This is a genomic window from Streptomyces sp. NPDC043738 (assembly GCF_056436545.1).
Genome location: NZ_JBWKCJ010000018.1, coordinates 96,168 through 118,460, shown reverse-complemented (window position 1 = coordinate 118,460; position 22,293 = coordinate 96,168). Strand labels below are relative to the sequence as shown.

The 22,293-nt window shown below is 71.8% G+C and carries 19 protein-coding genes; 14 read left to right on the top strand and 5 right to left on the bottom strand.

Features of this window, described 5'->3' with window-relative positions; translation table 11 throughout:
* The first annotated feature begins 314 nt into the window (after positions 1-314).
* Positions 315-3,047, top strand: coding sequence for a pyruvate dehydrogenase (acetyl-transferring), homodimeric type (aceE, locus tag AC0680_RS23400; RefSeq protein ID WP_478631911.1), 2,733 nt, complete (start codon positions 315-317; stop codon positions 3,045-3,047).
* Between the two features lie 77 nt (positions 3,048-3,124).
* Here aceE and AC0680_RS23395 read toward each other — a convergent pair whose 3' ends face one another.
* Together AC0680_RS23395 and AC0680_RS23390 are read right to left on the bottom strand one after the other, a co-directional pair.
* Complete coding sequence (locus AC0680_RS23395; RefSeq protein ID WP_478631910.1) at positions 3,125-3,538, bottom strand: peptidase inhibitor family I36 protein; 414 nt, start codon at positions 3,536-3,538, stop codon at positions 3,125-3,127.
* Positions 3,539-4,045: 507 nt separating this feature from the next.
* Positions 4,046-5,647: an MFS transporter gene (locus AC0680_RS23390; protein WP_478631908.1), complete on the bottom strand. Its 1,602-nt coding sequence runs from the start codon at positions 5,645-5,647 to the stop codon at positions 4,046-4,048.
* Between the two features lie 115 nt (positions 5,648-5,762).
* Here AC0680_RS23390 and AC0680_RS23385 point away from each other — a divergent pair, with 115 nt between their 5' ends.
* The 7 genes from AC0680_RS23385 (at position 5,763) to AC0680_RS23355 (ending at position 13,756) form a co-directional block, all read left to right on the top strand.
* Entirely contained in the window at positions 5,763-6,422 is a 660-nt protein-coding gene (locus AC0680_RS23385; protein WP_478631906.1) for a TetR/AcrR family transcriptional regulator, read from the top strand.
* Positions 6,423-6,633: 211 nt separating this feature from the next.
* Positions 6,634-7,848 (top strand): alpha/beta hydrolase, encoded by a 1,215-nt coding sequence (locus AC0680_RS23380; protein ID WP_478631903.1) that lies wholly within the window; start codon positions 6,634-6,636, stop codon positions 7,846-7,848.
* A 200-nt stretch (positions 7,849-8,048) separates the two neighbouring features.
* On the top strand, positions 8,049-8,930 hold the full coding sequence (locus tag AC0680_RS23375; protein ID WP_478631901.1) for a DUF4429 domain-containing protein: 882 nt from the start codon (positions 8,049-8,051) through the stop codon (positions 8,928-8,930).
* Positions 8,931-9,065: 135 nt separating this feature from the next.
* Positions 9,066-10,457, top strand: a complete 1,392-nt coding sequence (locus tag AC0680_RS23370) for a sensor histidine kinase (protein ID WP_478631898.1) — start codon at positions 9,066-9,068, stop codon at positions 10,455-10,457.
* On the top strand, positions 10,454-11,131 hold the full coding sequence (locus AC0680_RS23365; RefSeq protein ID WP_478631895.1) for a response regulator: 678 nt from the start codon (positions 10,454-10,456) through the stop codon (positions 11,129-11,131). Before AC0680_RS23370 ends, AC0680_RS23365 begins: the two co-directional genes overlap by 4 nt.
* A gap of 146 nt (positions 11,132-11,277) precedes the next feature.
* Positions 11,278-12,444 (top strand): alpha/beta hydrolase, encoded by a 1,167-nt coding sequence (locus AC0680_RS23360; protein ID WP_478631892.1) that lies wholly within the window; start codon positions 11,278-11,280, stop codon positions 12,442-12,444.
* Between the two features lie 73 nt (positions 12,445-12,517).
* Positions 12,518-13,756: an acyltransferase family protein gene (locus AC0680_RS23355; protein WP_478631890.1), complete on the top strand. Its 1,239-nt coding sequence runs from the start codon at positions 12,518-12,520 to the stop codon at positions 13,754-13,756.
* 206 nt (positions 13,757-13,962) lie between these two features.
* Here AC0680_RS23355 and AC0680_RS23350 read toward each other — a convergent pair whose 3' ends face one another.
* Complete coding sequence (locus AC0680_RS23350) at positions 13,963-14,979, bottom strand: aldo/keto reductase (RefSeq protein WP_478631887.1); 1,017 nt, start codon at positions 14,977-14,979, stop codon at positions 13,963-13,965.
* Positions 14,980-14,986: 7 nt separating this feature from the next.
* Complete coding sequence (locus AC0680_RS23345) at positions 14,987-15,469, bottom strand: MerR family transcriptional regulator (protein WP_478631885.1); 483 nt, start codon at positions 15,467-15,469, stop codon at positions 14,987-14,989.
* Between the two features lie 150 nt (positions 15,470-15,619).
* Between AC0680_RS23345 and AC0680_RS23340 the strand changes: the two genes are divergently transcribed.
* Positions 15,620-16,432 (top strand): serine hydrolase domain-containing protein, encoded by an 813-nt coding sequence (locus AC0680_RS23340; RefSeq protein WP_478631883.1) that lies wholly within the window; start codon positions 15,620-15,622, stop codon positions 16,430-16,432.
* A 56-nt stretch (positions 16,433-16,488) separates the two neighbouring features.
* Here the strand turns inward: AC0680_RS23340 and AC0680_RS23335 are convergent, their stop codons facing one another.
* Positions 16,489-17,160, bottom strand: a complete 672-nt coding sequence (locus AC0680_RS23335) for a pirin family protein (protein ID WP_478631880.1) — start codon at positions 17,158-17,160, stop codon at positions 16,489-16,491.
* Positions 17,161-17,218: 58 nt separating this feature from the next.
* On the opposite strand from AC0680_RS23335, the gene AC0680_RS23330 reads away from it, so the two are divergent.
* The 5 genes from AC0680_RS23330 to AC0680_RS23310 all read left to right on the top strand — a co-directional run bounded on the left by AC0680_RS23330 (position 17,219) and on the right by AC0680_RS23310 (position 22,236).
* Positions 17,219-18,403 carry a PucR family transcriptional regulator gene (locus AC0680_RS23330; RefSeq protein ID WP_384427195.1) on the top strand — a complete coding sequence of 395 codons (1,185 nt, stop codon included), beginning with the start codon at positions 17,219-17,221 and terminating at the stop codon, positions 18,401-18,403.
* A gap of 89 nt (positions 18,404-18,492) precedes the next feature.
* The gene (locus tag AC0680_RS23325; RefSeq protein ID WP_478631876.1) at positions 18,493-19,458 is read left to right on the top strand and encodes an ACP S-malonyltransferase; all 966 of its coding nucleotides are present in this window, start codon (positions 18,493-18,495) and stop codon (positions 19,456-19,458) included.
* A gap of 13 nt (positions 19,459-19,471) precedes the next feature.
* Positions 19,472-20,518, top strand: coding sequence for a beta-ketoacyl-ACP synthase 3 (locus tag AC0680_RS23320; protein WP_478631874.1), 1,047 nt, complete (start codon positions 19,472-19,474; stop codon positions 20,516-20,518).
* Positions 20,519-20,623: 105 nt separating this feature from the next.
* Complete coding sequence (locus AC0680_RS23315) at positions 20,624-20,872, top strand: acyl carrier protein (RefSeq protein WP_016572342.1); 249 nt, start codon at positions 20,624-20,626, stop codon at positions 20,870-20,872.
* Positions 20,873-20,949: 77 nt separating this feature from the next.
* Positions 20,950-22,236 carry a beta-ketoacyl-[acyl-carrier-protein] synthase family protein gene (locus AC0680_RS23310; protein WP_478631868.1) on the top strand — a complete coding sequence of 429 codons (1,287 nt, stop codon included), beginning with the start codon at positions 20,950-20,952 and terminating at the stop codon, positions 22,234-22,236.
* The last annotated feature ends 57 nt before the right edge of the window (positions 22,237-22,293 follow it).

Genomic DNA, 22,293 nt, shown 5'->3' with positions numbered 1-22,293 from the left:
TATATCGGGTAGTCGCGCGCGACTGGTCCCTTCGGGGGGCGGCGGACGCCGTTGCGGATCTCCATTCGAGGGCCGCACGTCCGTGCGCAAGGCACTTTCGACATGGGCGTATGGTTGCGATTTGGCCGACCTGAGAAAGCGGCCTTTTCAGCGCCATCTCTCAGCGGGTGGTTACCCATCGGTAGAGGTGACGTATCCCTGTGGCTCGGTACACGATGGAAGACGGCGCGACACCCAGGCATAGACAGCATTCGTCCCGTGCACAGCAGCAATAGCGTGCAGAGCACGACACGACCCGAACACGAAGGAACAGCGTGGCTTCCGGATCCGATCGAAACCCGATCATCATTGGCGGCCTTCCCAGCCAGGTCCCGGACTTCGATCCCGAAGAGACCCAGGAATGGCTCGACTCGCTCGACGCGGCCGTTGACGAGCGAGGCCGGGAACGTGCCCGCTATCTCATGCTCCGGCTGATCGAGCGGGCCCGCGAGAAGCGTGTGGCCGTGCCCGAGATGCGCAGCACGGACTACGTCAACACCATCGCGACCAAGGACGAGCCGTTCTTCCCCGGCAACGAGGAGATCGAGCGCAAGGTCCTCAACGCGACCCGGTGGAACGCCGCCGTCATGGTCTCCCGCGCCCAGCGTCCGGGCATCGGCGTCGGCGGCCACATCGCCACCTTCGCCTCCTCCGCCTCCCTCTACGACGTGGGCTTCAACCACTTCTTCCGGGGCAAGGACGAGGGCGACGGCGGCGACCAGATCTTCTTCCAGGGCCACGCCTCGCCCGGTGTCTACGCCCGCGCGTTCCTCCTGGACCGACTGAGCGAGACCCAGCTCGACGCCTTCCGCCAGGAGAAGTCCAAGGCACCCCACGGCCTGTCCAGCTACCCGCACCCGCGGCTGATGCCGGACTTCTGGGAGTTCCCGACCGTCTCGATGGGCCTCGGCCCGCTCGGCGCGATCTACCAGGCGCGGATGAACCGCTACATGGAGGCGCGCGGCATCGCCGACACCTCCAAGTCGCACGTCTGGGCCTACCTCGGCGACGGCGAGATGGACGAGCCCGAGTCGCTTGGCCAGCTGTCCATCGCCGCCCGTGAGGGCCTGGACAACCTGACCTTCGTCGTCAACTGCAACCTGCAGCGTCTGGACGGCCCCGTCCGCGGCAACGGCAAGATCATGCAGGAGCTGGAGTCGCAGTTCCGCGGTGCCGGCTGGAACGTCATCAAGCTGGTGTGGGACCGCAGCTGGGACCCGCTGCTCGCGCAGGACCGCGACGGCATCCTGGTCAACAAGCTCAACAGCACGCCCGACGGTCAGTTCCAGACGTACGCCACCGAGACCGGTGCCTACATCCGCCAGCACTTCTTCGGCGACGACCACCGTCTGCGCGCGATGGTCGAGAACATGACCGACGACCAGATCCTGCACCTGGGCCGCGGCGGCCACGACCACAAGAAGATCTACGCGGCGTACGCGGCGGCCAAGGCGCACAAGGGCCAGCCGACCGTGATCCTCGCGCAGACGGTCAAGGGCTGGACGCTCGGCCCGAACTTCGAGGGCCGCAACGCGACCCACCAGATGAAGAAGCTGACGGTCGAGGACCTCAAGGGCTTCCGCGACCGGCTGCACCTGCCGATCCCGGACAAGGACCTGGAGGACGGCCTGCCGCCGTACTACCACCCGGGCCGCAACTCCGAAGAGATCCAGTACATGCACGACCGCCGCAAGGCGCTGGGCGGCTACGTGCCCACCCGTGTCGTGCGCGCCAAGCCGCTGCCGCTGCCGGACGACAAGGCGTACGCGGGTGCCAAGAAGGGCTCGGGGCAGCAGAAGATCGCCACGACCATGGCGTTCGTGCGGGTCCTGAAGGACCTCATGCGGGACAAGGAGATCGGCAAACGCTTCGTGCCGATCGCGCCCGACGAGTACCGCACCTTCGGTATGGACGCGTTCTTCCCGTCGGCCAAGATCTACAACCCGCTGGGCCAGCAGTACGAGTCCGTCGACCGCGAACTGCTCCTGGCCTACAAGGAGTCGCCGACCGGTCAGATGCTGCACGACGGCATCACCGAGGCGGGCTGCACGGCCTCGCTGATCGCGGCCGGCTCCGCCTACGCCACGCACGGCGAGCCGCTGATCCCGGTCTACGTCTTCTACTCGATGTTCGGGTTCCAGCGCACCGGTGACCAGTTCTGGCAGATGGCCGACCAGCTCTCGCGGGGCTTCGTGCTCGGCGCGACCGCCGGCCGTACGACGCTGACCGGTGAGGGTCTGCAGCACGCCGACGGCCACTCCCAGCTGCTGGCCTCGACCAACCCGGCCTGTGTCTCCTACGACCCGGCCTACGGCTACGAGATCGCGCACATCGTCAAGGACGGTCTGCGGCGGATGTACGGCGAGAACGCCGAGGACGTCTTCTACTACCTGACCGTCTACAACGAGCCGATCCAGCACCCCGCGGAGCCGGCCGACGCCGACGTCGAGGGCATCCTCAAGGGTCTGCACCGCGTCAAGGCCGGCGAGAAGGGCGAGCACGCCGCCCAGATCCTCGCCTCGGGCGTCGCGGTGCCGTGGGCGGTCGAGGCCCAGCAGATCCTCGCGGACGAGTGGAACGTCAAGGCCGACGTCTGGTCGGCGACCTCCTGGAACGAGCTGCGCCGCGAGGCCGTCGAGGTCGAGGAGCACAACCTTCTGCACCCGGAGGAGGAGCAGCGCGTCCCCTATGTGACGCACAAGCTCCAGGGCGCCGAGGGCCCGAAGATCGCGGTGTCGGACTGGATGCGTGCCGTCCCGGACCAGATCTCGCGCTGGGTTCCCGGCACGTACCAGTCGCTGGGCGCCGACGGCTTCGGCTTCGCGGACACCCGCGGCGCGGCCCGTCGCTTCTTCCACATCGACGCGCAGTCGATCGTCCTGGGCGTGCTCACCGAGCTCGCCAAGGAGGGCAAGGTCGACCGGTCGCTGCTGAAGCAGGCCATCGACCGCTACCAGCTCCTGGACGTCGCGGCCGCCGAAGCCGGTGAGGCCGGCGGCGACGCATAACCTCCTCGCGGCGTACCGCATCGCCTGTGCGACGCCCCCGGCAGCACCCCGCTGCCGGGGGCGTCGCATGTTCACGCTCAGCTCTCCCAGACCTTGAACGCCCGTACCCGGTACGGGGACCGGGGCACATAGCTGCCGCCGCCCGGGTAGGTGTCGAACTCGGCGGTCTCGGCGCACTGTGCGCTCTGGTACGTGGTGACCGGCCGGCCCATGCGGTTGGCGAGCGAGGCGGCGGTCATTCCCTCGGGCAGCGGCACACAGCTCTCGATGTCGGTGCCGGACAGCTCGTAGGTCCGCCGCTCGCCGGCGAAGTCCGCGCGCCGCCAGACGCAGAGTTCGCCCGCGTCGCAGTGGCCCGTCGCTGCGGCCCGGTGCCCGCCGGTGGCCGCGTGCGCGGCCGGTGTGCCGAGGGCGGGCGGCAGGGTGAGCGCGGCGGCCAGCGCGGTGAGGCCGGTCAGGAACGCGGTGGTGTGGGACGGACGCGGACGCATAGGAATCTCTCCCCCGTGGAGTAGGACGACGGTGCCCCGCGGCGGGCCGGTCGGCCGCGGCGGGTTCGTCATCGAGCTTCGCGAGGGTGCCGCGCGGTTGCCAAGGCCGTGACGGCCCTGCCACCCGGATCGGGTATGTGGACGAGCGGTACGCGCCGGGCCGGGGTGCCGGTGCGCGGTGTTGACGCGGGGCGGATGGCGCGGGCGGGCCGCAAAAACCGTTCTCCCGGGGCCTGGTGAGGTGCGGTGCGCACCGGCGGCGCCTGGATTGCCGCGCTCCGCGCGACCGGTTCCCGCGACGGCTCATCCGGATGAGCGATTCACCTCGCCGGCGGGACCCAACTCCCGCCCGGCATACGGCGGGTGGGACGGAATGCGGGCCACCGGCGGTGGTTGACGGCCGAGGCTGACGTCCGGCACCCGCCGCCGGGCACGACAACGGCGCGCGGCTGTCCGAGGAGTCTTCTCGGACGGCCGCGCGCCGCAGCGGTATGGAGGGGGGGCCGGTCAGATGTGGCCGACGCCGGCGCCCGCCTCGGCGTTGGCGCCGCGCTTGGTGAAGATCGCGACGACGGCCGCGAGGACCGCCACGCCGCAGGCGACCGTGAAGGCCAGGCCCATGCCGGACACGAAGGTGTCATGGGCGGCGGAGGTGATCTTCGCGGCGAACTCCGGCGGGGTGCCCTTGGGGACCGGTGCGATACCGGCCGAGACGGCGTCGGACAGCTCGGACGCCTTGGCCGGCGGGACCGGCGGCAGACCGGCCGACTGCCAGTTGCCCGGCAGCTCGCTGTCCACGCGGGAGGCCATCACCGCGCCGAGCACGGCCGTACCGAGGCTGCCGCCGACCTGCATCGCGGCCTGCTGGAGACCACCGGCGACACCGGAGAGCTCCAGCGGGGCGTTGCCGACGATGACCTCGGTGGCGCCGACCATGACCGGTGCGAGGCCCAGGCCGAGCAGGGCGAACCACAGGGACATCGGGCCCGTGGTGCTGTCGGTGTCCAGGCCGGACATGCCGTACATGGCGACGGCGGTCAGGACCATGCCGCCGACCAGCGGGATGCGCGGGCCGAGCTTGGTGATCAGCGCGCCGGCGAGCGGCGAGCCGACGATCATCATGCCGGTGAGCGGGAGGAGGTGCAGACCGCTGTCCACGGGGGTCATGCCGTGCACGTTCTGGAGGTAGAACGTCACGAAGAACAGGCCGCCCATGAAGGCGAAGGCCATCAGCACCATCAGGACCGTGCCGGCGGTCAGCGGCAGCGAGCGGAACATCCGCAGCGGGATGAGCGGTTCGCGCACCTTGGTCTCCAGGACGGCGAACAGGGCGAAGAGGACCACGGCGCCGATCAGGAAGCCCCAGGTCTTCATGTCGCCCCAGCCCCACTCCGTCGCCTTGATCAGCGGCCAGATGAGGCAGAACATCGCTCCGGAGAGCAGCACGATGCCGGGGATGTCGAACGAGCGCGGGGCGTTCTCGGCGCGGTGGTCCTTGAGGATCACCAGGCCCAGGACCAGGGCCAGCACGCCGACCGGGACGTTGATGAAGAACACGGACTGCCAGTTGACGTGCTCGACCAGCAGTCCGCCGACTATCGGGCCGCCGGCCGTGGAGGCGCCGATGACCATGCCCCAGATGCCGATCGCCATGTTGAGCTTCTCGGCCGGGAAGGTGGCGCGCAGCAGTCCCAGTGCGGCGGGCATCAGCAGCGCGCCGAACAGCCCTTGCAGCACACGGAAGACGATGACGAGGGCGACCTCGTGGGAGAACCCGATGGCGCCGGAGGCCGCCGCGAAGCCGAGGATGCCGATCAGGAAGGTCTGGCGGTGGCCGAAGCGGTCACCGAGCTTGCCCGCCGTGATCAAGGAGACGGCCAGGGCGAGCATGTAGCCGTTGGTGATCCACTGCACGTCGGCGAGCGAGGCACCGAGGTCCTGCTTGATGGCCGGGTTGGCGATGGCGACGATCGTGCCGTCCAGGGCGACCATCATCACGCCGATGGCGACGGAGAAAAGAGTCAGCCACGGATGGCCTCGCAGCCCCTTGGGGGGCTCCGGTACGGGAAGTTCCGGCGCGGCGTCGGCGACCGGGGTCTGAGTACTCATACGACGACACTAATGTCAGCCACTGACAGTTGACAAAGCAATTCATGAGTCGGTAACTGTCATCTCCCTCACAGGTAATCTGAGCAGCACGAACTCCACGGAAAGGCGGCGCAGGATGGCGACCCCGACGCCGCAGACGGCCCCCGCAGGCGGCCTGCGCGAACGCAAGAAGCAGCGCACCCGCGACGCGCTGATCCGCGCGGCCCTGGAGCTGTTCACGCAGCAGGGGTACGAGGCGACCACGATCGACGAGATCGCCGAGGCGGTGGACGTCTCCCAGCGCACGTACTTCCGGTACTTCGCCAACAAGGAAGACGTCGTCTTCGCCGTCTCGGAGATGGTCGAGGCCCGCTTCATCGAGGAGCTGGGCGCGCGACCCGCGACGGAGGCCCCGCTGACCGCGCTGCGCAGCGCGGTGATGGCCGCCTGGGACGACATCGGCAGCGCCATCGAGTCGGTGATCCCGGTGGAGCTGCACATGCGCTCCTACCAGATGATCGAGTCGACGCCCGCGCTGGTCGCCGTGCACCTGCGGCGCTCCTCGGAGCTGGAGGAGCAGATAGCGCGGCTGATCGCCCGGCGCGAGGGACTGGACGTGGACACCGACCCGCGGCCGCGGGTGCTGGTCGCCGCGTTCAGCGGAGTGATGCGGGTGGCGGGCAAGGTCTGGGGCGAGGGCCAGGACTGCAGCGTGACGGCCATCCGCGAGCTGACCCAGTCCTATCTGGACCACATCGGGCCGGCGATCGACGACGACTGGCGGGCGCGGCGCTGAGGGCACCCGGCTCGCCGCCGACGCCGGCAACCCTGGGTGACGACCACCGGCCACCGCGCAACCCATTAATCTCCCCATGAGACCGCTCCTGCACGGCTGAGCACCGGATTTCGATAATTCGTGTCCGTTTTGGTCGAAATACCCAGCGTGAAACGTGAGATCACTCACGGCCGGACCAGCCGACCTGCCACGTCTCCTAGGGTGGCTCGCGGTGAATTCCTTCCCGGGCCTCGGCCCCTCCTCCGGTTTCCTGCAGTCCACCGCCTGGCGCGCGGCACTCGCCTTGGTGGTGGTGTTCGTGATGCTTGCCATGACCGGCTGGACGGCCATCAGAGGAACCAAGGAGGACGCCAACCCCCTGGCCACCGCCAAGGCCGCCTGGAAGCACGCCACCTTCCTCGGGCGCCCGCTGCCCGACCCCAACGGCTCGCCGGCCGCGCTCCGGGCCTTCTTCGCCGTCCTCAGCCGCGCCGAGCAGCAGCAGCTCGCCGCCCGCTACCCCCTGGCCGTCGGCAACATGGGCGGCGCCCCCGTCGCCCTGCGCTACCACGCCAACCGGTTGGCGATCGACGACGCCCGGGCGATCGAGAAGAAGCGCATGACCGACCACCGGCTCACGCCCGTCGGCCGCCAGGAAGCGGGCCGGCTGATGCACCGTCTCGAATCGCTGATGAGCCCCGGCCGGCAGATCCTGGCCTTCGACCCGGCCTACGGCGGCCGGGCCGCCGAGGTCTTCGGCAACCTCCCGCGCGCGGAGCGGGTCTCGGTCGTGGTGCCCGGTGTGGACACCAACCTCGCGACCTTCGAGCGCACCGCGCGGGCGACCAGTGCCCCCGTCGGCATGGCTCAGGCCCTCTACCGCGCCGAGCGGGACGCCGCCCCGGACACGCGTACCGCCGTGATCGCCTGGGCCGACTACACCTCGCCGTCCGGGCTGGGCGTCGAGGCCGCCACCGGGCAGCTCGCCGAAGCCGGCGCGGTCCGGCTGCGCGCCCTGGTGAAGTCGCTGCCGTCGGCCGACTCCGTGTCGCTGTTCTGCCACAGCTACGGCTCCGTGGTGTGCGGCGTCGCCGCCCGGGACCTGCCGGCCAACGTCGAGGACATCGCGGTGGCGGGCAGCCCCGGTATGCGGGCCGGCAGCCGCGCCGGGCTGGACACCCACGCCCGGGTCTGGGCGATGCGGGACTCCGACGACTGGATCCAGGACGTGCCGTACCTGGAGGTCGGCGGGCTCGGCCACGGCGCCGACCCGGTCGACCCGTCCTTCGGATCGCGGATCCTGTCGGCCGACGGCGCCGTCGGGCACGCCGGCTACTTCACGCCCGGCACCCGCAGCCTGCGCAACTTCGCGCTGGTCGGGGTCGGTGCGATCAGCTCGGTGGACTGCGCCTCCGCCGATCCGCAGTGCAGCACGGACCTGGTCTGAGGGCCGGACCGCGCCACAGCCGGCGGCCGCAGGCAGGGCCCGGCGCCCGGGGACGGGCCCTGCCTGCGGGAACCGCCCCCGTGACGGGGGGCGTCCACGGGACAAGAGACGGAGCAAGCGGTCGCGGGGCGTGACACGCCGGCTCCGGCAGGTGTGCGGAAGGGGGACGGGCGGGCGACCGCCCGCATACGATGAGCCGCATGGGTGATGTGCTGGCCGGTTTTCACGCCGTCTGGGAGTTCGACACCGACTCCGTACTCATCCGCTTCGAACGGGGGATCCGCAGGCCGAAGCTGTTCCAGGCGCTCGGCGAGCGACGCATTCCGTACGAGGCGCTGAGCGCTGTCGAGGTGACCGAGGGCAGACGTGGCACGGTGGTGCTGCACGCCGTGCCACGACACGGCGCCGATCCGCTGATGGAGGCGGCGGCCGGGCAGCTCAAAGAGGACGCCGACCCCTACCGGCTGGTGCTGCCGGCCGAACGCGAGACGCTCGCCGAGTACTACGCCGACGAGCTGCGCACCGCGCTGAGCCCCGAGGCGAAGGAGCCCGCCGACCGCCATCTGGTGGCCGCGCCGGCGCCCCCGCTGCACTTCAAGGCGTACGACGGCAAGGCGTCCTTCGACGGCCGGTCGGTCGCCTTCCGCTGGTTTTGGACGGGCGCGTCGTCGGCGAAGTGGAAGCGCGGCGACCAGACCTTCACGGTCGGCGAGCTGGCCGGTGTGGAGTGGCGCTCGCCGGAGATCTTCAACGGCCATCTGCGGCTGCTGGAGCGCGGGGCCCGCGACCCGGGAGCGGGCGAGGCGGACCAGGACCCGGCCGCCGTGGTGTTCGGCCTGGGGTACGGCCCCGTCCACGAGTCGCTGCCGTTCGCGGCCGCGGTGCTGCAGGCCGTACGCGCCGCCGACCCGGCGAAGGAGACGCCGGACGGCGAGCCGGTGCGCCGGCGGACCGGGGACGCGCGCCGGGACCCGGCGGACATCGCGGACCGGATACGGCACCTCGGCGAGCTGCACGACGCCGGGCTGCTGACGGACGACGAGTTCAGCGCGAAGAAGGCCGAGCTGCTGGCGGAGCTGTGAGAACGCTCCGCCGGCCGGCTCCGGGCAGCGCCCCGCACCGGTGCCGGACACCGGACTCATACCGTGGTACGGGGTGCAAGCCCGCACCACGGTATGACGCACCGCCGGCCACGCTCCGCTTACATTGACTCCGCGATGAACGGACCAACCCTGCCCCCGCCCCCCGAACCGGCCCGCGGCGCCGAGCGCGAGCCGCTCCGCACCAGGGCGCTGCGCACCGCGCGGCAGGCGCTGCGCGTCCTCGCCACGGAGCTCGGCAATCCGACCGAGCCCGGCACGCCGCTCTTCGGCAACGTCCAGAGCGGCTGGCTGCGCGGCGTCCCGTACCTCGTGGCGTTCGCCTTCATGGCGTCGCTGCTGCCGTCGACCATCAATGTCCTCGGCAACGACTACGGCATGAACAGCGGTCTGGCCGGCGCGTTCGCCACCGCGCAGACCGTGCCGCTGCTGCTCGCGGTCAGCCGGCCGCTGCAGGCCTGGTGGGTGATCTTCGCGGCGGACGTGGTGAGCGCCCTGGTCCTCGCCGTCACCGACGGCGTCACCGGCCGCGCCTGGCCCTGGCCGCCGACGGCGATCGTCGGCTATCTCGTGCTGATGCTGGCGCTGTCGCTGCGCGAGCGCCGCCGCACCCTGATCGCCGTCTGGCTGACGACCGGGGCGGCGGGCGTCCTGCTGGAGCCGACCGCCCCCGACGGCAGCCAGAGCACCTGGGTGCTGCTGTTCGTACTCACCGGCGTGATGCTGCTGATGGGCGCCACGCTGCGGGAACGGGGCGACGCCCAGCGGAAGTTGATCGAGCAGGAGACCATCAGCGAGGCCGAGCGCGCCCGCCGCACCCTGCTGGAGGAACGCACCCGTATCGCCCGTGAACTGCACGATGTCGTCGCCCACCACATGTCGGTGATCACGGTCCAGGCCGACAGCGCGCCGTACCGCATCGGCGGCATCCCCCAGGATGCCCAGGACGAGTTCGCCTCGATCGCGGCGACCGCCCGGGAGTCCCTGGCGGAGATGCGCCGGCTGCTCGGCGTGCTGCGCAGCGAGGAGACCGAGCGCCAGGGCGGCCCGGAGAAGGCCCCGCAGCCCGGTATCGGCATGCTGCCGAAGCTGGTCGAGGCGACCGTACGGGCCGGTGTGCCGGTCGAGTTGACGCTGCCCGGCGAACCGGTGGCGCCCGAACCGGCGGTGGACCTGTCGGCGTACCGCATCGTGCAGGAGGCGCTGGCCAATGTGGTGCGGCATGCCCCGGGCGCGCGGACCCGGGTGTCGGTGACGACCACCGCGGACGGCTCGCGGCTGACGCTGCTGGTCGTCAACTCCGCGCCGCCCGCGCCGTCCGAGCCGCTGGAGACCACCGGAACCGGCCACGGCCTGGTCGGTATGCGCGAGCGGGTGCGCCTGGTGGGCGGCTCGCTCGACACCGGTCCACTGCCCGACGGCGGCTTCCGCGTCGCCGCTCAACTCCCGCTCTCGCCGCCGCCCTCCCCGACCGCCGCCCTCCCCACGAAGGATGCCGACTCCGTATGACCACCCGCGTGATCATCGTCGACGACCAGGCCATGGTGCGCGCGGGGTTCGCCGCGCTGCTCGCGGCGCAGTGCGACATCGATGTGGTGGGCGACGCGCCGGACGGGGTGCAGGGGGTGGAGCTCAGCCGCCGGACGCACCCCGATGTGGTGCTGATGGACGTCCGGATGCCGGAGATGGACGGGCTGGAGGCGGCCCGCCGGCTGCTCGATCCGCCCATCGGCGTCACCCATCGTCCGAAGGTGCTGATGCTGACCACCTTCGACGTCGACGACTACGTCTACGAAGCGCTGCGCGCGGGTGCCTCGGGGTTCCTGCTCAAGGACGCCCCGCCGGCCGATCTGATCTCCGCGGTCCGGGTCGTGGCGGCCGGTGAGGCGCTGCTCGCACCGTCCGTGACCCGGCGGCTGATCGCCGACTTCGCCCGGCGGCCGGCGCCCCGCAAGGACCGGGCCTCGCTCCGGCTGAACGGCCTGACCCCGCGGGAGACGGAGGTGCTGGAGCTGATCGCCCGGGGCCTGTCGAACCAGGAGATCGCCGATGCGCTGATCCTCGCCGAGCAGACGGTGAAGACCCATATCGGCCGGGTGCTCGCCAAGTTGGAGCTGCGGGACCGGGCGCAGGCCGTGATCTTCGCGTACGAGTCGGGGCTGGTGGCCCCCGGGGAGCGGTAACGGCGCCCTCCTCCCCGAGGACGAGGGGCGGCCCGCACCCCCTACTCCGGTATCACCCGGGAGTTGGCGCCCCGGTGTGACGCCGCGTCACCCACCGGCTTCCTACGTTTCCCTCCGCCACACCAACGGGAGAGGGAGACACCACCATGTCCGTGCTGCGCACCGCCGTTCGACGCAGCAGGCGCGCGCTCATCGGCGCCGCACTCGCGGTCGCCGTGGCCGCCGGCACCGGCGGCTGGGCGGCCGGCACCGCACAGACCGCCGTCACCGGCCCCGCGCCCGGCGCCGCCGCCTGGCGCGCCGACCACACCCTCGGCGTCCGGCTGCCGGACCCGGCGAGCGCGCGGCCGGCCGAGGTCGCCCGTTTCTTCGCCTCGCTGACCGATACCCAGCAGCACGCTCTCGCCGCCCGGCACCCGCTCACCGTGGGCAACCTCGACGGTGCGCCCCTCGCCCTGCGGTACGAGGCCAACTCCCTGACCCTGAAGGCGGAACGCGGCCGCCAGCTGGCCCGCAGCACCGACCCGGCCGGCACCCTGGAGGACCACCGGCAGGCCCGGAAGGCGGCCGACCGCTGCGCCGCGCTGCTCGCGCCCGGCCGCCGGATCCTCGCCTTCGACCCGCGCGGCCGCGGCCAAGTGGCCGAGGTGCACGGCGACTTGGCGCGCGCCGAACGCACCGCGGTGATCGTGCCGGGCTCGGACATCGACCTGGCCTCGTTCGACCGCGCGCGGGACCCGTACGGCACGCCCACCGGGATGGCGAGGTCGCTGCGGGCGCAGTTGGCCGCCGACGCGCCCGCCACGCGTACCGCGGTCATCGCCTGGGTCGGGTACACCACCCCGGTGGGCCTCGGTCCGGACGCCGCCACCGGGCGGCTCGCCGAAGCCGGCGCGCCGCGGCTGGCCCGCTTCCTGTCCGGGCTGGCCGCCGTCAAGGCCCCGGCCCCGGCCGTGCTGTGCCACAGCTACGGCTCGGTGGTCTGCGGTCTGGCGGCACCGCTGCCGGGCCGCGGCCCGATAGCCGACCTGATCGTGTTCGGCTCCCCCGGTATGCGCCAGGACAGCGTGGCGGAGCTGCACGGGCCGGCACGGGTCTGGGCGGCACGGGACGCCTCGGACTGGATCGGCGACGTCCCCCACGTACGGCTGCTGGGGCTGGGCCACGGCACGGACCCCACCGACCCCGCGTTCGGCGCCCGCCGCGTCGCCGCCGAAGGCGCCGAGGGCCACACCGGCTACCTCGCGCCCGGTACCGACTCCCTGCAGAGCTTCGCGGCCATCGTGCTGGGCCGCTACGGCGACGTGCGCTGACGCAGCGTCCGCCCCCCGGCCCCTTCACCGCTCCTCACCCCACCTCACCGGTTCACGGACTCAAGGACGCCTCATGGACACCGCATTCCCGGCAGCCCTCGGCGGCGCGGCCCGCAAGGCCGTCCGCGCGATCGAGGACCGCACCCCGGCGGACCGCGACCGGGCGATCGACGGTCTGCGCGCGCTGGCGCTGCTCGCCGTGCCCACCGGCCACTGGCTGCTCGGCGGCTTCACCCTCGACGCCGACGGCGCGCTGCACAACGCCAGTCCGCTGACCTCCTTCCGCTTTCTCGCGCCCGCCAGTTGGGTGCTGCAGATGCTCGGCATCTTCTTCCTGGTCGGCGGCTACGCCTCGGTGCTGTCCTTCCGGCGCGCCACGGCGCGGGGCGGGTCCGCCGGCGACTGGCTGCGCGGCCGGCTGGTCCGGCTGGGGCGCCCGGTCCTCGGTGTGACGGCGGTGTGGGCGACGCTGGCGCCGCTGCTGTACGGCCTGGGGGTGCCGGAGGCGACGCTGCGGACCGGGGCGACGCTGGTGATCCAGCCGCTGTGGTTCGTCGGCGTCTACACGGTGATCACCGCACTGACGCCGTACTGCGTCCGCGCGGCGCGGCGGACGGGCGCCTGGGCCGCGGCGCCGCTGGCGGCGGCCGTGGCGGCGGTGGACTTCCTGCGCTACGGGCCGGCGGCGCCGGACATGCCGTCCTGGCTGAGCCTGCTGAACCTGCTCCCCGGCTGGATGTTCGCCTACCAGCTCGGGGTCTGCTGGGGTGAGCGGCGGCTCGGCAGACGTGCCGCGTGGGCACTGCTGCTCGGCGGGACCGCGCTGTTCGCCGTGCTGCTGCTGTGCTTCGACTACCCGGCGAGCATGGTCGGCGTCCCCGGTCAGGACCGCACGAACTCCCATCCGCCGTCGCTGCTGGTCCTGGCCCTGGCCGCGGCCCAGTCGGGCGCCGCGATCCTGCTCCGCGACCGGCTCGCGCGGATCCTGCGCCGGCCGGCGCTCTGGGCGCCGGTGGTGATCATCAACCTCTCCGCGATGACGATCCTGTGCTGGCATCAGACGGCGCTGCTGTCGGCGGCCGTGCCCGCGTCCTTCCTGGGCCCGGTACCGGGGCTGACCCTCGCGCCCGACACGCTCGGCTGGCTCGTGGCCCGGATCGCCTGGCTGCCGGTCTTCGCCGCGGCCCTGCTGGTGATCGCGCGGACGACCCGTCGGTTCGAGACGCCCTGGACCGGCGTCACCCGGGCCCGGCGGGCGCTCGTGGGGGTCCTGGCCGCCGGGTTCGCGCTCTTCGCGCTGGGGGTGGCGTAGGGGTGGGGTGAGGTGGGGTGGGGTGGGGTTCGTCGGGGTGGCCCCGCAGGGGGTGGGCGAACACATCCCTTAGGGGGTGGGAGCGCCCCCTGCGGGGCCACAACGCGGCGGGCGCGGAAGGTATTTCCGGCCGGGCCCGAGCCGACAGCGGGTGCTTGCGGCCTCGCCGTCCCTGGCCTGTCCGACCCTGGCCCCTGGGACAGGCCCTAGTCCCGCCCCGCCGACGTGAACGACATGTCCGCGTAGCGCGGCCCCGCCACCTCCGCGGCGATCGGCTCCAGCAGGGCCAGCTCCTGCTCGGTCAGCTGGATGCGGGTCGCGGCGGTGTTCTCCTCGACGCGGGTGCGCTTGCGGGTGCCGGGGATCGGGACGACGGCCAGGCCGTGCGCCGCGGCCTGCTGCTGCACCCAGGCCAGCGCGATCTGGCCGGGCGTCGCGCCGCGGGCCTCGGCGATCGTGCGGATCGGCGCCAGCAGCGCGGCGTTGGCGGCCGCGTTGTCGCCGGTGAACCGGGGCTGGTGGCGGCGGAAGTCGTCCGCGCTCAGATCCTTGTCGGCGCTGACGAACGCGCCGGTCAGGAAGCCCCGGCCGAGCGGCGAGTAGGCGACCAGGGCGACGCCGAGCTCGGCGGCCGCCGGCACCACACCGTCCTCGATGTCCCGGCTGAACAGCGACCACTCGGACTGCAGCGCCGCGATCGGGTGCACGGCCTGCGCCGCGCGCAGTTCGGAGCCGGTGACCTCGCTCAGCCCGAGGTGCTTGACCTTGCCCTCGGCGACCAGCTCGGCCATCGCGCCGACCGTCTCCTCGATGGGGACGGTCACATCCCGCCGGTGCATGTAGTACAGGTCGATCTCGTCCACGCCCAGGCGCTTGAGGCTGCCCTCGACGGACTGGCGGATGTAGGCGCGGTCGTTGCGGATGATCCGCTTGGTCGGGTCGTCCGGGTCGAGCGATATCGCGAACTTGGTGGCGAGCACGATCTCGTCGCGGTGCGCCTGGACGAACGGGGCGATGAACTTCTCGTTCTCTCCCATGCCGTACATGTCGGCGGTGTCGTAGAGCGTCACGCCCAGCTCCAGCGCGCGCTCCAGCGTGGCCCGCGCCTCGTCGGCGTCGGTGGGCCCGTAGGCGAAGCTCATGCCCATGCAGCCGAGGCCCTGCACCCCGACCCGGGGACCGCCGGTGCCCAGCTCGACCGTTTCGATCTTCTTGCTGCTCATTAAGACCTCAGAACCTCTCGGACGCCCGCCGGGCGTCGGCATAGATGTCGATCTTGTAGTCGAGTACGTCCAGCGTGCTCTGCAGCTCCGCTATCCGCTGCCGTACGTCCTCGCGGTGCGCGGTCAGCAGTTGCTCCCGCTCGGCGAAGGTGGACTCGCCGGCCCGCACCAGCTCGGCGTAGCGGACCATGTCCGCGACCGGCATACCGGTCAGCCGCAGCTTGGTGACCAGGCTCAGCCAGTCCAGGTCGCGGTTGGTGAAGCGGCGCTGCCCGGTGTGCGTGCGGTCCACGTGCGGCATCAGGCCGATCCGCTCGTACCAGCGCAGGGTGTGGGCGCTGAGCCCGGTGTGCTCGGCCACCTCGCCGATCGTGTACTGGTCCCGGCCGGCCGGACGCGGGTGGGGTGGCGCGGTGCCGCAGTCCCGCACCTTCGTCGGCAGTCCGCCGGCCGCGCCGCTCGCGACCGGCTCGCTCTGCGTCACCGTCATGCCCCGTCTCCCCTGTTTCGCCGGATATCGCCCGGCTCTTTCGCCGGATCCCTCTCGACGTCCTCAACGCTAGAGACTTGGAGCGCACTCCAAGCAAGCGCCGATCACACGCAGACTTGACCGGAATTTGGGACCGTTAGGCTCGTGGGCATGCAGAGCCTCCGGATGATCGAGAACTGGCCGGTGCCGACCGCCGCGGCCGCCGTGGTACGAGCCGACGGGGCGGTGGCCGGCTCGTACGGGCCCCTGGAGCAGCGGTTTCCGCTCGCGTCGGTGACCAAGCTGCTGGCCGCGTACGCCGCGCTGCTGGCCATCGAGGAGGGCGCGATCGAGCTGGACGAACCGGCCGGGCCCGAGGGCTCCACGGTGCGCCATCTGCTCGCGCACACCTCGGGGCTGGCCTTCGACGAACAGCGCGCGATGGCCGCACCGGGGACCCGAAGGATCTACTCCAACGCCGGTTTCGAGGCGCTGGGCGACCACATGGCCAAGGCGACCGACATCCCCTTCCCGCAGTATCTGCACGAGGCGGTGCTCGCGCCGCTCGGCATGACCGCGACCGAGCTGCCCGGCTCGCCCGCCAAGGACGGCGTCTCCACGGTCGCCGACCTGATCCGCTTCGCGGCCGAGCTCCAGGCACCGCGGCTGCTCGCGCCCGAGACGCTCGCGGCGGCGACGCGGGTGGTCTTCCCCGGTCTGACGGGTGTGCTGCCGGGCTACGGCCATCAGAAGCCCAACGACTGGGGGCTGGGCTTCGAGATCCGCGGCGGCAAGTCGCCGCACTGGACCGGCGCGCTGTCCTCACCCCGCACGTTCGGGCACTTCGGGCAGTCCGGAACGTTCCTGTGGGTGGACCCGGACGCGCGGGCCGCCTGTGTGGCGCTGAGCGACCGGGCCTTCGGCCCGTGGGCGATCGAGGTCTGGCCGAAGCTGACCGACGCGGTGCTGACCGAGCTGGCCTGACGGCACCTCGCGTCACCGCGTGCGGGCACCGGGCGTCCGGGGCCCGCACACCCGCCTCAGCCGAATCGGGGCTCCGCCGCCATCTCCCACACCAGGCACTCCGACGCGGCCAGCCCCGTCAGCTCCAGGCCGGCCCCGTCGGTGATCCGGGCCGCGTCGCCCGCCCCGAGCTCCTGCCCGCCGATCCGCACGGCACCGCGCACCACATGCACATACGCCCGTGCGGCGTCCGGGACCGCGGTGCGCTCGCCGTCGGCCAGGCGGCGCAGGTGCAGCAGGGCGTCGGCCCGCGGGACCGCGTACGGAGTGCCGTCGGCGATGCCGCGCACCACCTCGTACGACGGCTCCCCGCCGAATTCGGTCGGCGCCAGCCACATCTGGACGAAGCGCAGCGGCCGGCCGGCCGTGTTGCGCTCCACATGCCGTACGCCGCCCGCCGAGCTGAGCCGCTGGAGATCGCCGGGGCGTACGGTGGTCTCGTGGCCGGCCGAGTCGCGATGGGTCAGCTCGCCCTCGATCACCCAGGTCACGATCTCGGTGTCGCTGTGCGGATGCTCGTCGAAGCCCGCGCCGGCCGCCAGCCGCTCCTCGTTGCAGGCGATCAGTGCGCCGAAGCGCAGATTGTCCGGGTCGAAGTGGGGCCCGAACGAGAACGCGTGCAGCGACTCGATCCCGGCGTCCGGATCGCCGCCCCGATAGCGTTCCGGGCCCCTGCGCACCTCAATCATCGGCCCACCGTAGCCCCCACCCCCTCACCTCCCCGTCCCGATAGTGCAGGCTTGTCCCGTGTCTGAACCCGCATCGCGCGACGCGCACCCGCACTCCGCGACCCTCCGGCGCCTGGAGAACTCGTCCGGCAAACTGGCCGCCGCGGCCATCGCCCGCATGGACGCCACGCTGCCGTGGTACCGCGCGATGCCCCCGGAGAACCGCTCCTGGATCGGCCTGGTCGCCCAGGCCGGCATCGCCGCCTTCACCGAATGGTTCCGGCACCCGGAGACCCCGCAGGCGATCAGCACCGATGTCTTCGGTACCGCGCCGCGCGAGCTGACCCGGGCGATCACGCTGCGCCAGACCGTGGAGATGGTCCGCACGACCATCGAGGTCATGGAGGCGGCCATCGACGAGGTCGCCGCCCCGGGTGACGAGTCGGTGCTGCGTGAGGCGCTGCTGGTCTACGCCCGCGAGATCGCCTTCGCCACCGCCCAGGTGTACGCCCAGGCGGCCGAGGCGCGCGGCGCGTGGGACGCCCGCCTGGAGTCGCTGGTGGTCAACGCGGTGCTGTCGGGGGAGGCCGACGAGGGCGCGGTCTCGCGGGCGGCGGCGCTGGGCTGGAACTCCCCCGAGCATGTGTGCGTGGTGCTGGGCACCGCCCCGGACGGGGACAGCGAACTGACCGTGGAGGCGATCCGGCGGGCGGCCCGGCACGCCAAGCTCCAGGTCCTCACCGGCGTGCTGGGCTCCCGCCTGGTGGTGATCGCGGGCGGCTCCGACAACCCGCTCAAGGCGGCGAAGGCGCTGATCGGTCCGTACGCGGCCGGTCCGGTGGTGGCCGGCCCGGTGGTCTCGGACCTGCTGGCCGCGACCCGGTCCGCGCAGGCCGCGGCCGCCGGACTGCGGGCCTGCGCCGCATGGCCCGACGCCCCGCGCCCGGTCCTGGCGGACGACCTGCTGCCCGAGCGCGCGATGGCCTCGGACCCGGTGGCGCGGGACCAGCTGGTGGAGGAGATCTACAGACCGCTGGAGGAGGCGGGGTCCGCGCTTTTGGAGACGCTGAGCGTCTATCTGGAGCAGGCGAGCAGCCTGGAGGGCGCCGCCCGTATGCTCTTCGTCCACCCCAACACCGTGCGCTATCGGCTCCGACGTGTGACGGACGTCACCGGCTGGTCGCCCTCCGATGTGCGCTCGGCGTTCACACTCCGTATCGCGCTGATTCTGGGGCGTCTGGCTGACGGTGAGGCACAACCCTAGACTTTTGTCGGAGACCAACAATTACCCCGATGGTTCTTCGTCCTTGTCCCCACGGGCGGGCGGAACCACCCACAAGAGAGAGTGTGAGGGTGCTCGTACTCGTCGCTCCCGGCCAAGGCGCTCAGACGCCCGGCTTCCTGACTCCCTGGCTCGACCTCCCCGGTGTCGAAGACCGGCTCCGTGAGTGGTCGGCTGCCATCGACCTGGACCTGGTCCACTACGGAACGAAGGCCGGCGAGGAGGAGATCCGCGACACCGCGGTGGCGCAGCCGCTGCTGGTGGCCTCCGCCCTGATCTCCGCCCGCCAGCTGTTCGCGACGGCCGACGACTTCGCCGCGCAGGTCGGCGCGGCGGCCGGCCACAGCGTCGGTGAGCTCGCCGCCGCCGCGCTGACCGGCACGGTCTCCGACGAGGCCGCGATGGTGCTGGTGCGCCGGCGCGGCCAGGCGATGGCCGAGGCCGCCGCCGTCACCGAGACCGGCATGGCCGCCCTGCTGGGCGGCGACGAGGCCGTCGTCATCCCGCACCTGGAGCAGCTGGGCCTGACCCCGGCGAACGTGAACGGCGCCGGCCAGATCGTCGCCGCGGGCACCGCCGAGCAGATCGCCGCGCTGGTCGAGAACAAGCCGGAGGGCACTCGCCGGGTCGTACCGCTGAAGGTCGCCGGCGCGTTCCATACTCACCACATGGCACCTGCCGTCTCGGCCCTGGAATCGGCGACCTCAAAGCTGTCGGTCGTCGATCCGCACACGCGTTACGTCTCCAACAAGGACGGGCAGCTGGTCTCCTCCGGTCAGGAGCTGGTGCAGCGCCTGGTCGGCCAGGTGGCCAACCCCGTGCGCTGGGACCTGTGCATGGAGACCTTCAAGGAGCTCGGCGTCACCGCGCTCATCGAGGCCGCCCCCGGCGGTACGCTCACCGGTCTGGCCAAGCGTGCGCTGCCCGGAGTGCGGACCCTCGCCCTCAAGACGCCCGACGACCTCGACGCGGCCCGCACACTGATCGCCGAAGCGGGACCGGTCGTCTCCGCAGCAGGCTCTGCACCGGCCGAATAGGAGTCCGAAGCGCATGACCTCGAAGATCAAGCCCTCGCAGGGCGTCCCGTACGCGCGGATCATGGGTGTCGGCGGCTACCGCCCGACCCGTGTCGTGCCGAACGAGGAGATCCTCAAGCACATCGACTCGTCCGACGAGTGGATCCGTTCGCGGTCCGGCATCGCCACCCGCCACTGGGCGGGCCCCGACGAGACCGTCGCGACCATGTCGATCGAGGCGTCCGGCAAGGCGATCGCCGACGCGGGCATCACGCCCGAGCAGATCGGCGCCGTGATCGTCTCCACCGTCTCGCACTTCAAGCAGACCCCGGCCATCGCGACCGAGATCGCGCACCGCATCGGCGCCGGCAAGCCGGCCGCCTTCGACATCTCGGCGGGCTGCGCGGGCTTCGGTTACGCACTGACCCTGGCCAAGGGCCTGGTGACCGAGGGCAGCGCGGAGCACGTCCTGGTCATCGGCGTCGAGCGGCTGTCGGACCTGACCGACCTGGAGGACCGCGCGACGGCCTTCCTCTTCGGCGACGGCGCCGGCGCGGTGATCGTCGGCCCGGCCAAGGAGCCGGCGATCGGCCCGACGGTCTGGGGTTCGGAGGGCGACAAGTCCGAGACCATCAAGCAGACCCTCGGCTGGGACGTCTACCGCTCCACCCCGCTCCCCGGGGGCGACGGGCCCGAAGCGCGCCCCGCCCTGGAGGAGATCCGGTACCCCGCCATCACCCAGGAGGGCCAAGCGGTCTTCCGGTGGGCGGTGTTCGAGATGGCGAAGATCGCCCAGCAGGCGCTGGACGCGGCCGGAGTCAGCCCGGACGACCTGGACGTCTTCATCCCGCACCAGGCCAACATGCGGATCATCGACTCGATGGTGAAGACTCTGAAGCTGCCGGAGAGCGTGACGGTCGCCCGCGACGTGGAGACCACCGGCAACACCTCGGCAGCCTCCATTCCGCTCGCCATGGAGCGGCTGTTGGCGACCGGGCAGGCCAAGAGCGGCGACACCGCGCTGGTCATCGGCTTCGGGGCGGGTCTCGTCTACGCCGCGACGGTCGTTACCCTCCCCTAGGCAAGATCTGCGCAGCACCGCATGTCCTCGGACGTGTCGGCCGCCGCACGGACCTTCACCACAAGTAACGCAGTTTCCCCTTAAAATGACCGAAGGAGCGCCATCATGGCCGCCACTCAGGAAGAGATCGTCAAGGGTCTCGCCGAGATCGTGAACGAGATCGCCGGCATCCCGACCGAGGACGTCCAGGTGGACAAGTCCTTCACCGACGACCTGGACGTCGACTCGCTGTCCATGGTCGAGGTGGTCGTCGCCGCCGAAGAGCGCTTCGACGTGAAGATCCCCGACGACGACGTCAAGAACCTCAAGACGGTCGGCGACGCGACCGACTACATCCTCAAGCACCAGAGCTGATCCAGCTCCCGCGCATGTCGCCACCTGGCGGTGGCGCCGTCGATTCAGACCCCTCTACCCGTGGAGTAAGAATTCCCGTGAACGCGACCAATCGCACCGTGGTCGTCACCGGTATCGGCGCAACCACACCGCTGGGTGGCGACAGCGCTTCGACTTGGGAGGCACTGCTCGCCGGACGCTCCGGTGTCAGCACCCTCGACCAGGACTGGGCCGCCGACATGCCCGTCCGCATCGCCGCGCAGGCGGCCGTCGACCCGTCGGAGGTCCTCCCCCGGGCGCAGGCCCGCAAGCTGGACCGCTCGGCGCAGTTCGCCCTGATCGCCGCCCGCGAGGCCTGGGCCGACGCCGGTTTCACCGCCAAGGCCGGTGAGCCCGACCCGGCGGCCGGCGAGGCGGGCTCGGTCAACCCCGACCGGCTCGGCACCGTCATCGCCTCCGGCATCGGCGGTGTGACCACCCTGCTCGGCCAGTACGACGTGCTCAAGGAGAAGGGCGTACGCCGCGTCTCCCCGCACACGGTGCCGATGCTGATGCCCAACGGCCCGTCCGCCAACGTCGGCCTGGACGTGAACGCCCGCGCGGGTGTGCACACCCCGGTCAGCGCCTGTGCGTCCGGCTCCGAGGCGATCGGCTACGCCATCGAGATGATCCGTACGGGCCGTGCCGACATCGTCGTCGCCGGCGGTACGGAGGCGGCCATCCACCCGCTGCCGATCGCCGCGTTCGGCAACATGATGGCGATGTCGAAGTCGAACGACGACCCGCAGGGCGCCTCGCGTCCCTTCGACACCGGGCGCAACGGCTTCGTCATGGGTGAGGGCGCCGGCGTCATCGTCCTGGAGTCCGCCGAGCACGCCGCCAAGCGCGGCGCCAAGGTCTACGCCGAGGCGGTCGGCCAGGGCATCTCCGCCGACAGCCACGACATCGTGCAGCCCGAGCCGTCCGGCAACGGCATCGCGCACGCGCTGCAGAACCTCCTCGACAACACCGACCTCGACCCGGCGGAGATCATGCACGTCAACGCGCATGCCACCTCCACGCCGCAGGGCGACCTGGCCGAACTGAAGGCGCTGCGCAAGGTCTTCGGCGACGACACCGACCACATGGCGGTCTCCGCCACGAAGTCGATGACCGGTCACCTCCTGGGCGGTGCGGGCGGTATCGAGACGGTCGCCTCGATCCTGGCGCTGTACCACCGGACGGCTCCGCCGACGATCAACGTCGAGGAGCTCGACCCGGAGGCCGACGCGGACGTCGTCCGCGGCGAGGCCCGCAAGCTGCCCGCCGAGGGCCGGATCGCGGCCCTGAACGACTCGTTCGGCTTCGGCGGCCACAACGTCGTGCTCGCCTTCCGCACGGTCTGACGCGCGGACGACACTTCGCACCTGCGCCAAGGGCCCGCCCGGTGAACCGCACCGGGC

Coding starts and splice junctions, on each gene's coding strand:
- AC0680_RS23395 (WP_478631910.1), bottom strand. CDS start 3,538: ATGCGTCCGCGTCCGTCCCACACCACCGCGTTCCTGACCGGCCTCACC.
- AC0680_RS23390 (WP_478631908.1), bottom strand. CDS start 5,647: ATGAGTACTCAGACCCCGGTCGCCGACGCCGCGCCGGAACTTCCCGTA.
- AC0680_RS23385 (WP_478631906.1), top strand. CDS start 5,763: ATGGCGACCCCGACGCCGCAGACGGCCCCCGCAGGCGGCCTGCGCGAA.
- AC0680_RS23375 (WP_478631901.1), top strand. CDS start 8,049: ATGGGTGATGTGCTGGCCGGTTTTCACGCCGTCTGGGAGTTCGACACC.
- AC0680_RS23370 (WP_478631898.1), top strand. CDS start 9,066: ATGAACGGACCAACCCTGCCCCCGCCCCCCGAACCGGCCCGCGGCGCC.
- AC0680_RS23365 (WP_478631895.1), top strand. CDS start 10,454: ATGACCACCCGCGTGATCATCGTCGACGACCAGGCCATGGTGCGCGCG.
- AC0680_RS23360 (WP_478631892.1), top strand. CDS start 11,278: ATGTCCGTGCTGCGCACCGCCGTTCGACGCAGCAGGCGCGCGCTCATC.
- AC0680_RS23355 (WP_478631890.1), top strand. CDS start 12,518: ATGGACACCGCATTCCCGGCAGCCCTCGGCGGCGCGGCCCGCAAGGCC.
- AC0680_RS23350 (WP_478631887.1), bottom strand. CDS start 14,979: ATGAGCAGCAAGAAGATCGAAACGGTCGAGCTGGGCACCGGCGGTCCC.
- AC0680_RS23345 (WP_478631885.1), bottom strand. CDS start 15,469: ATGACGGTGACGCAGAGCGAGCCGGTCGCGAGCGGCGCGGCCGGCGGA.
- AC0680_RS23340 (WP_478631883.1), top strand. CDS start 15,620: ATGCAGAGCCTCCGGATGATCGAGAACTGGCCGGTGCCGACCGCCGCG.
- AC0680_RS23335 (WP_478631880.1), bottom strand. CDS start 17,160: ATGATTGAGGTGCGCAGGGGCCCGGAACGCTATCGGGGCGGCGATCCG.
- AC0680_RS23320 (WP_478631874.1), top strand. CDS start 19,472: ATGACCTCGAAGATCAAGCCCTCGCAGGGCGTCCCGTACGCGCGGATC.
- AC0680_RS23315 (WP_016572342.1), top strand. CDS start 20,624: ATGGCCGCCACTCAGGAAGAGATCGTCAAGGGTCTCGCCGAGATCGTG.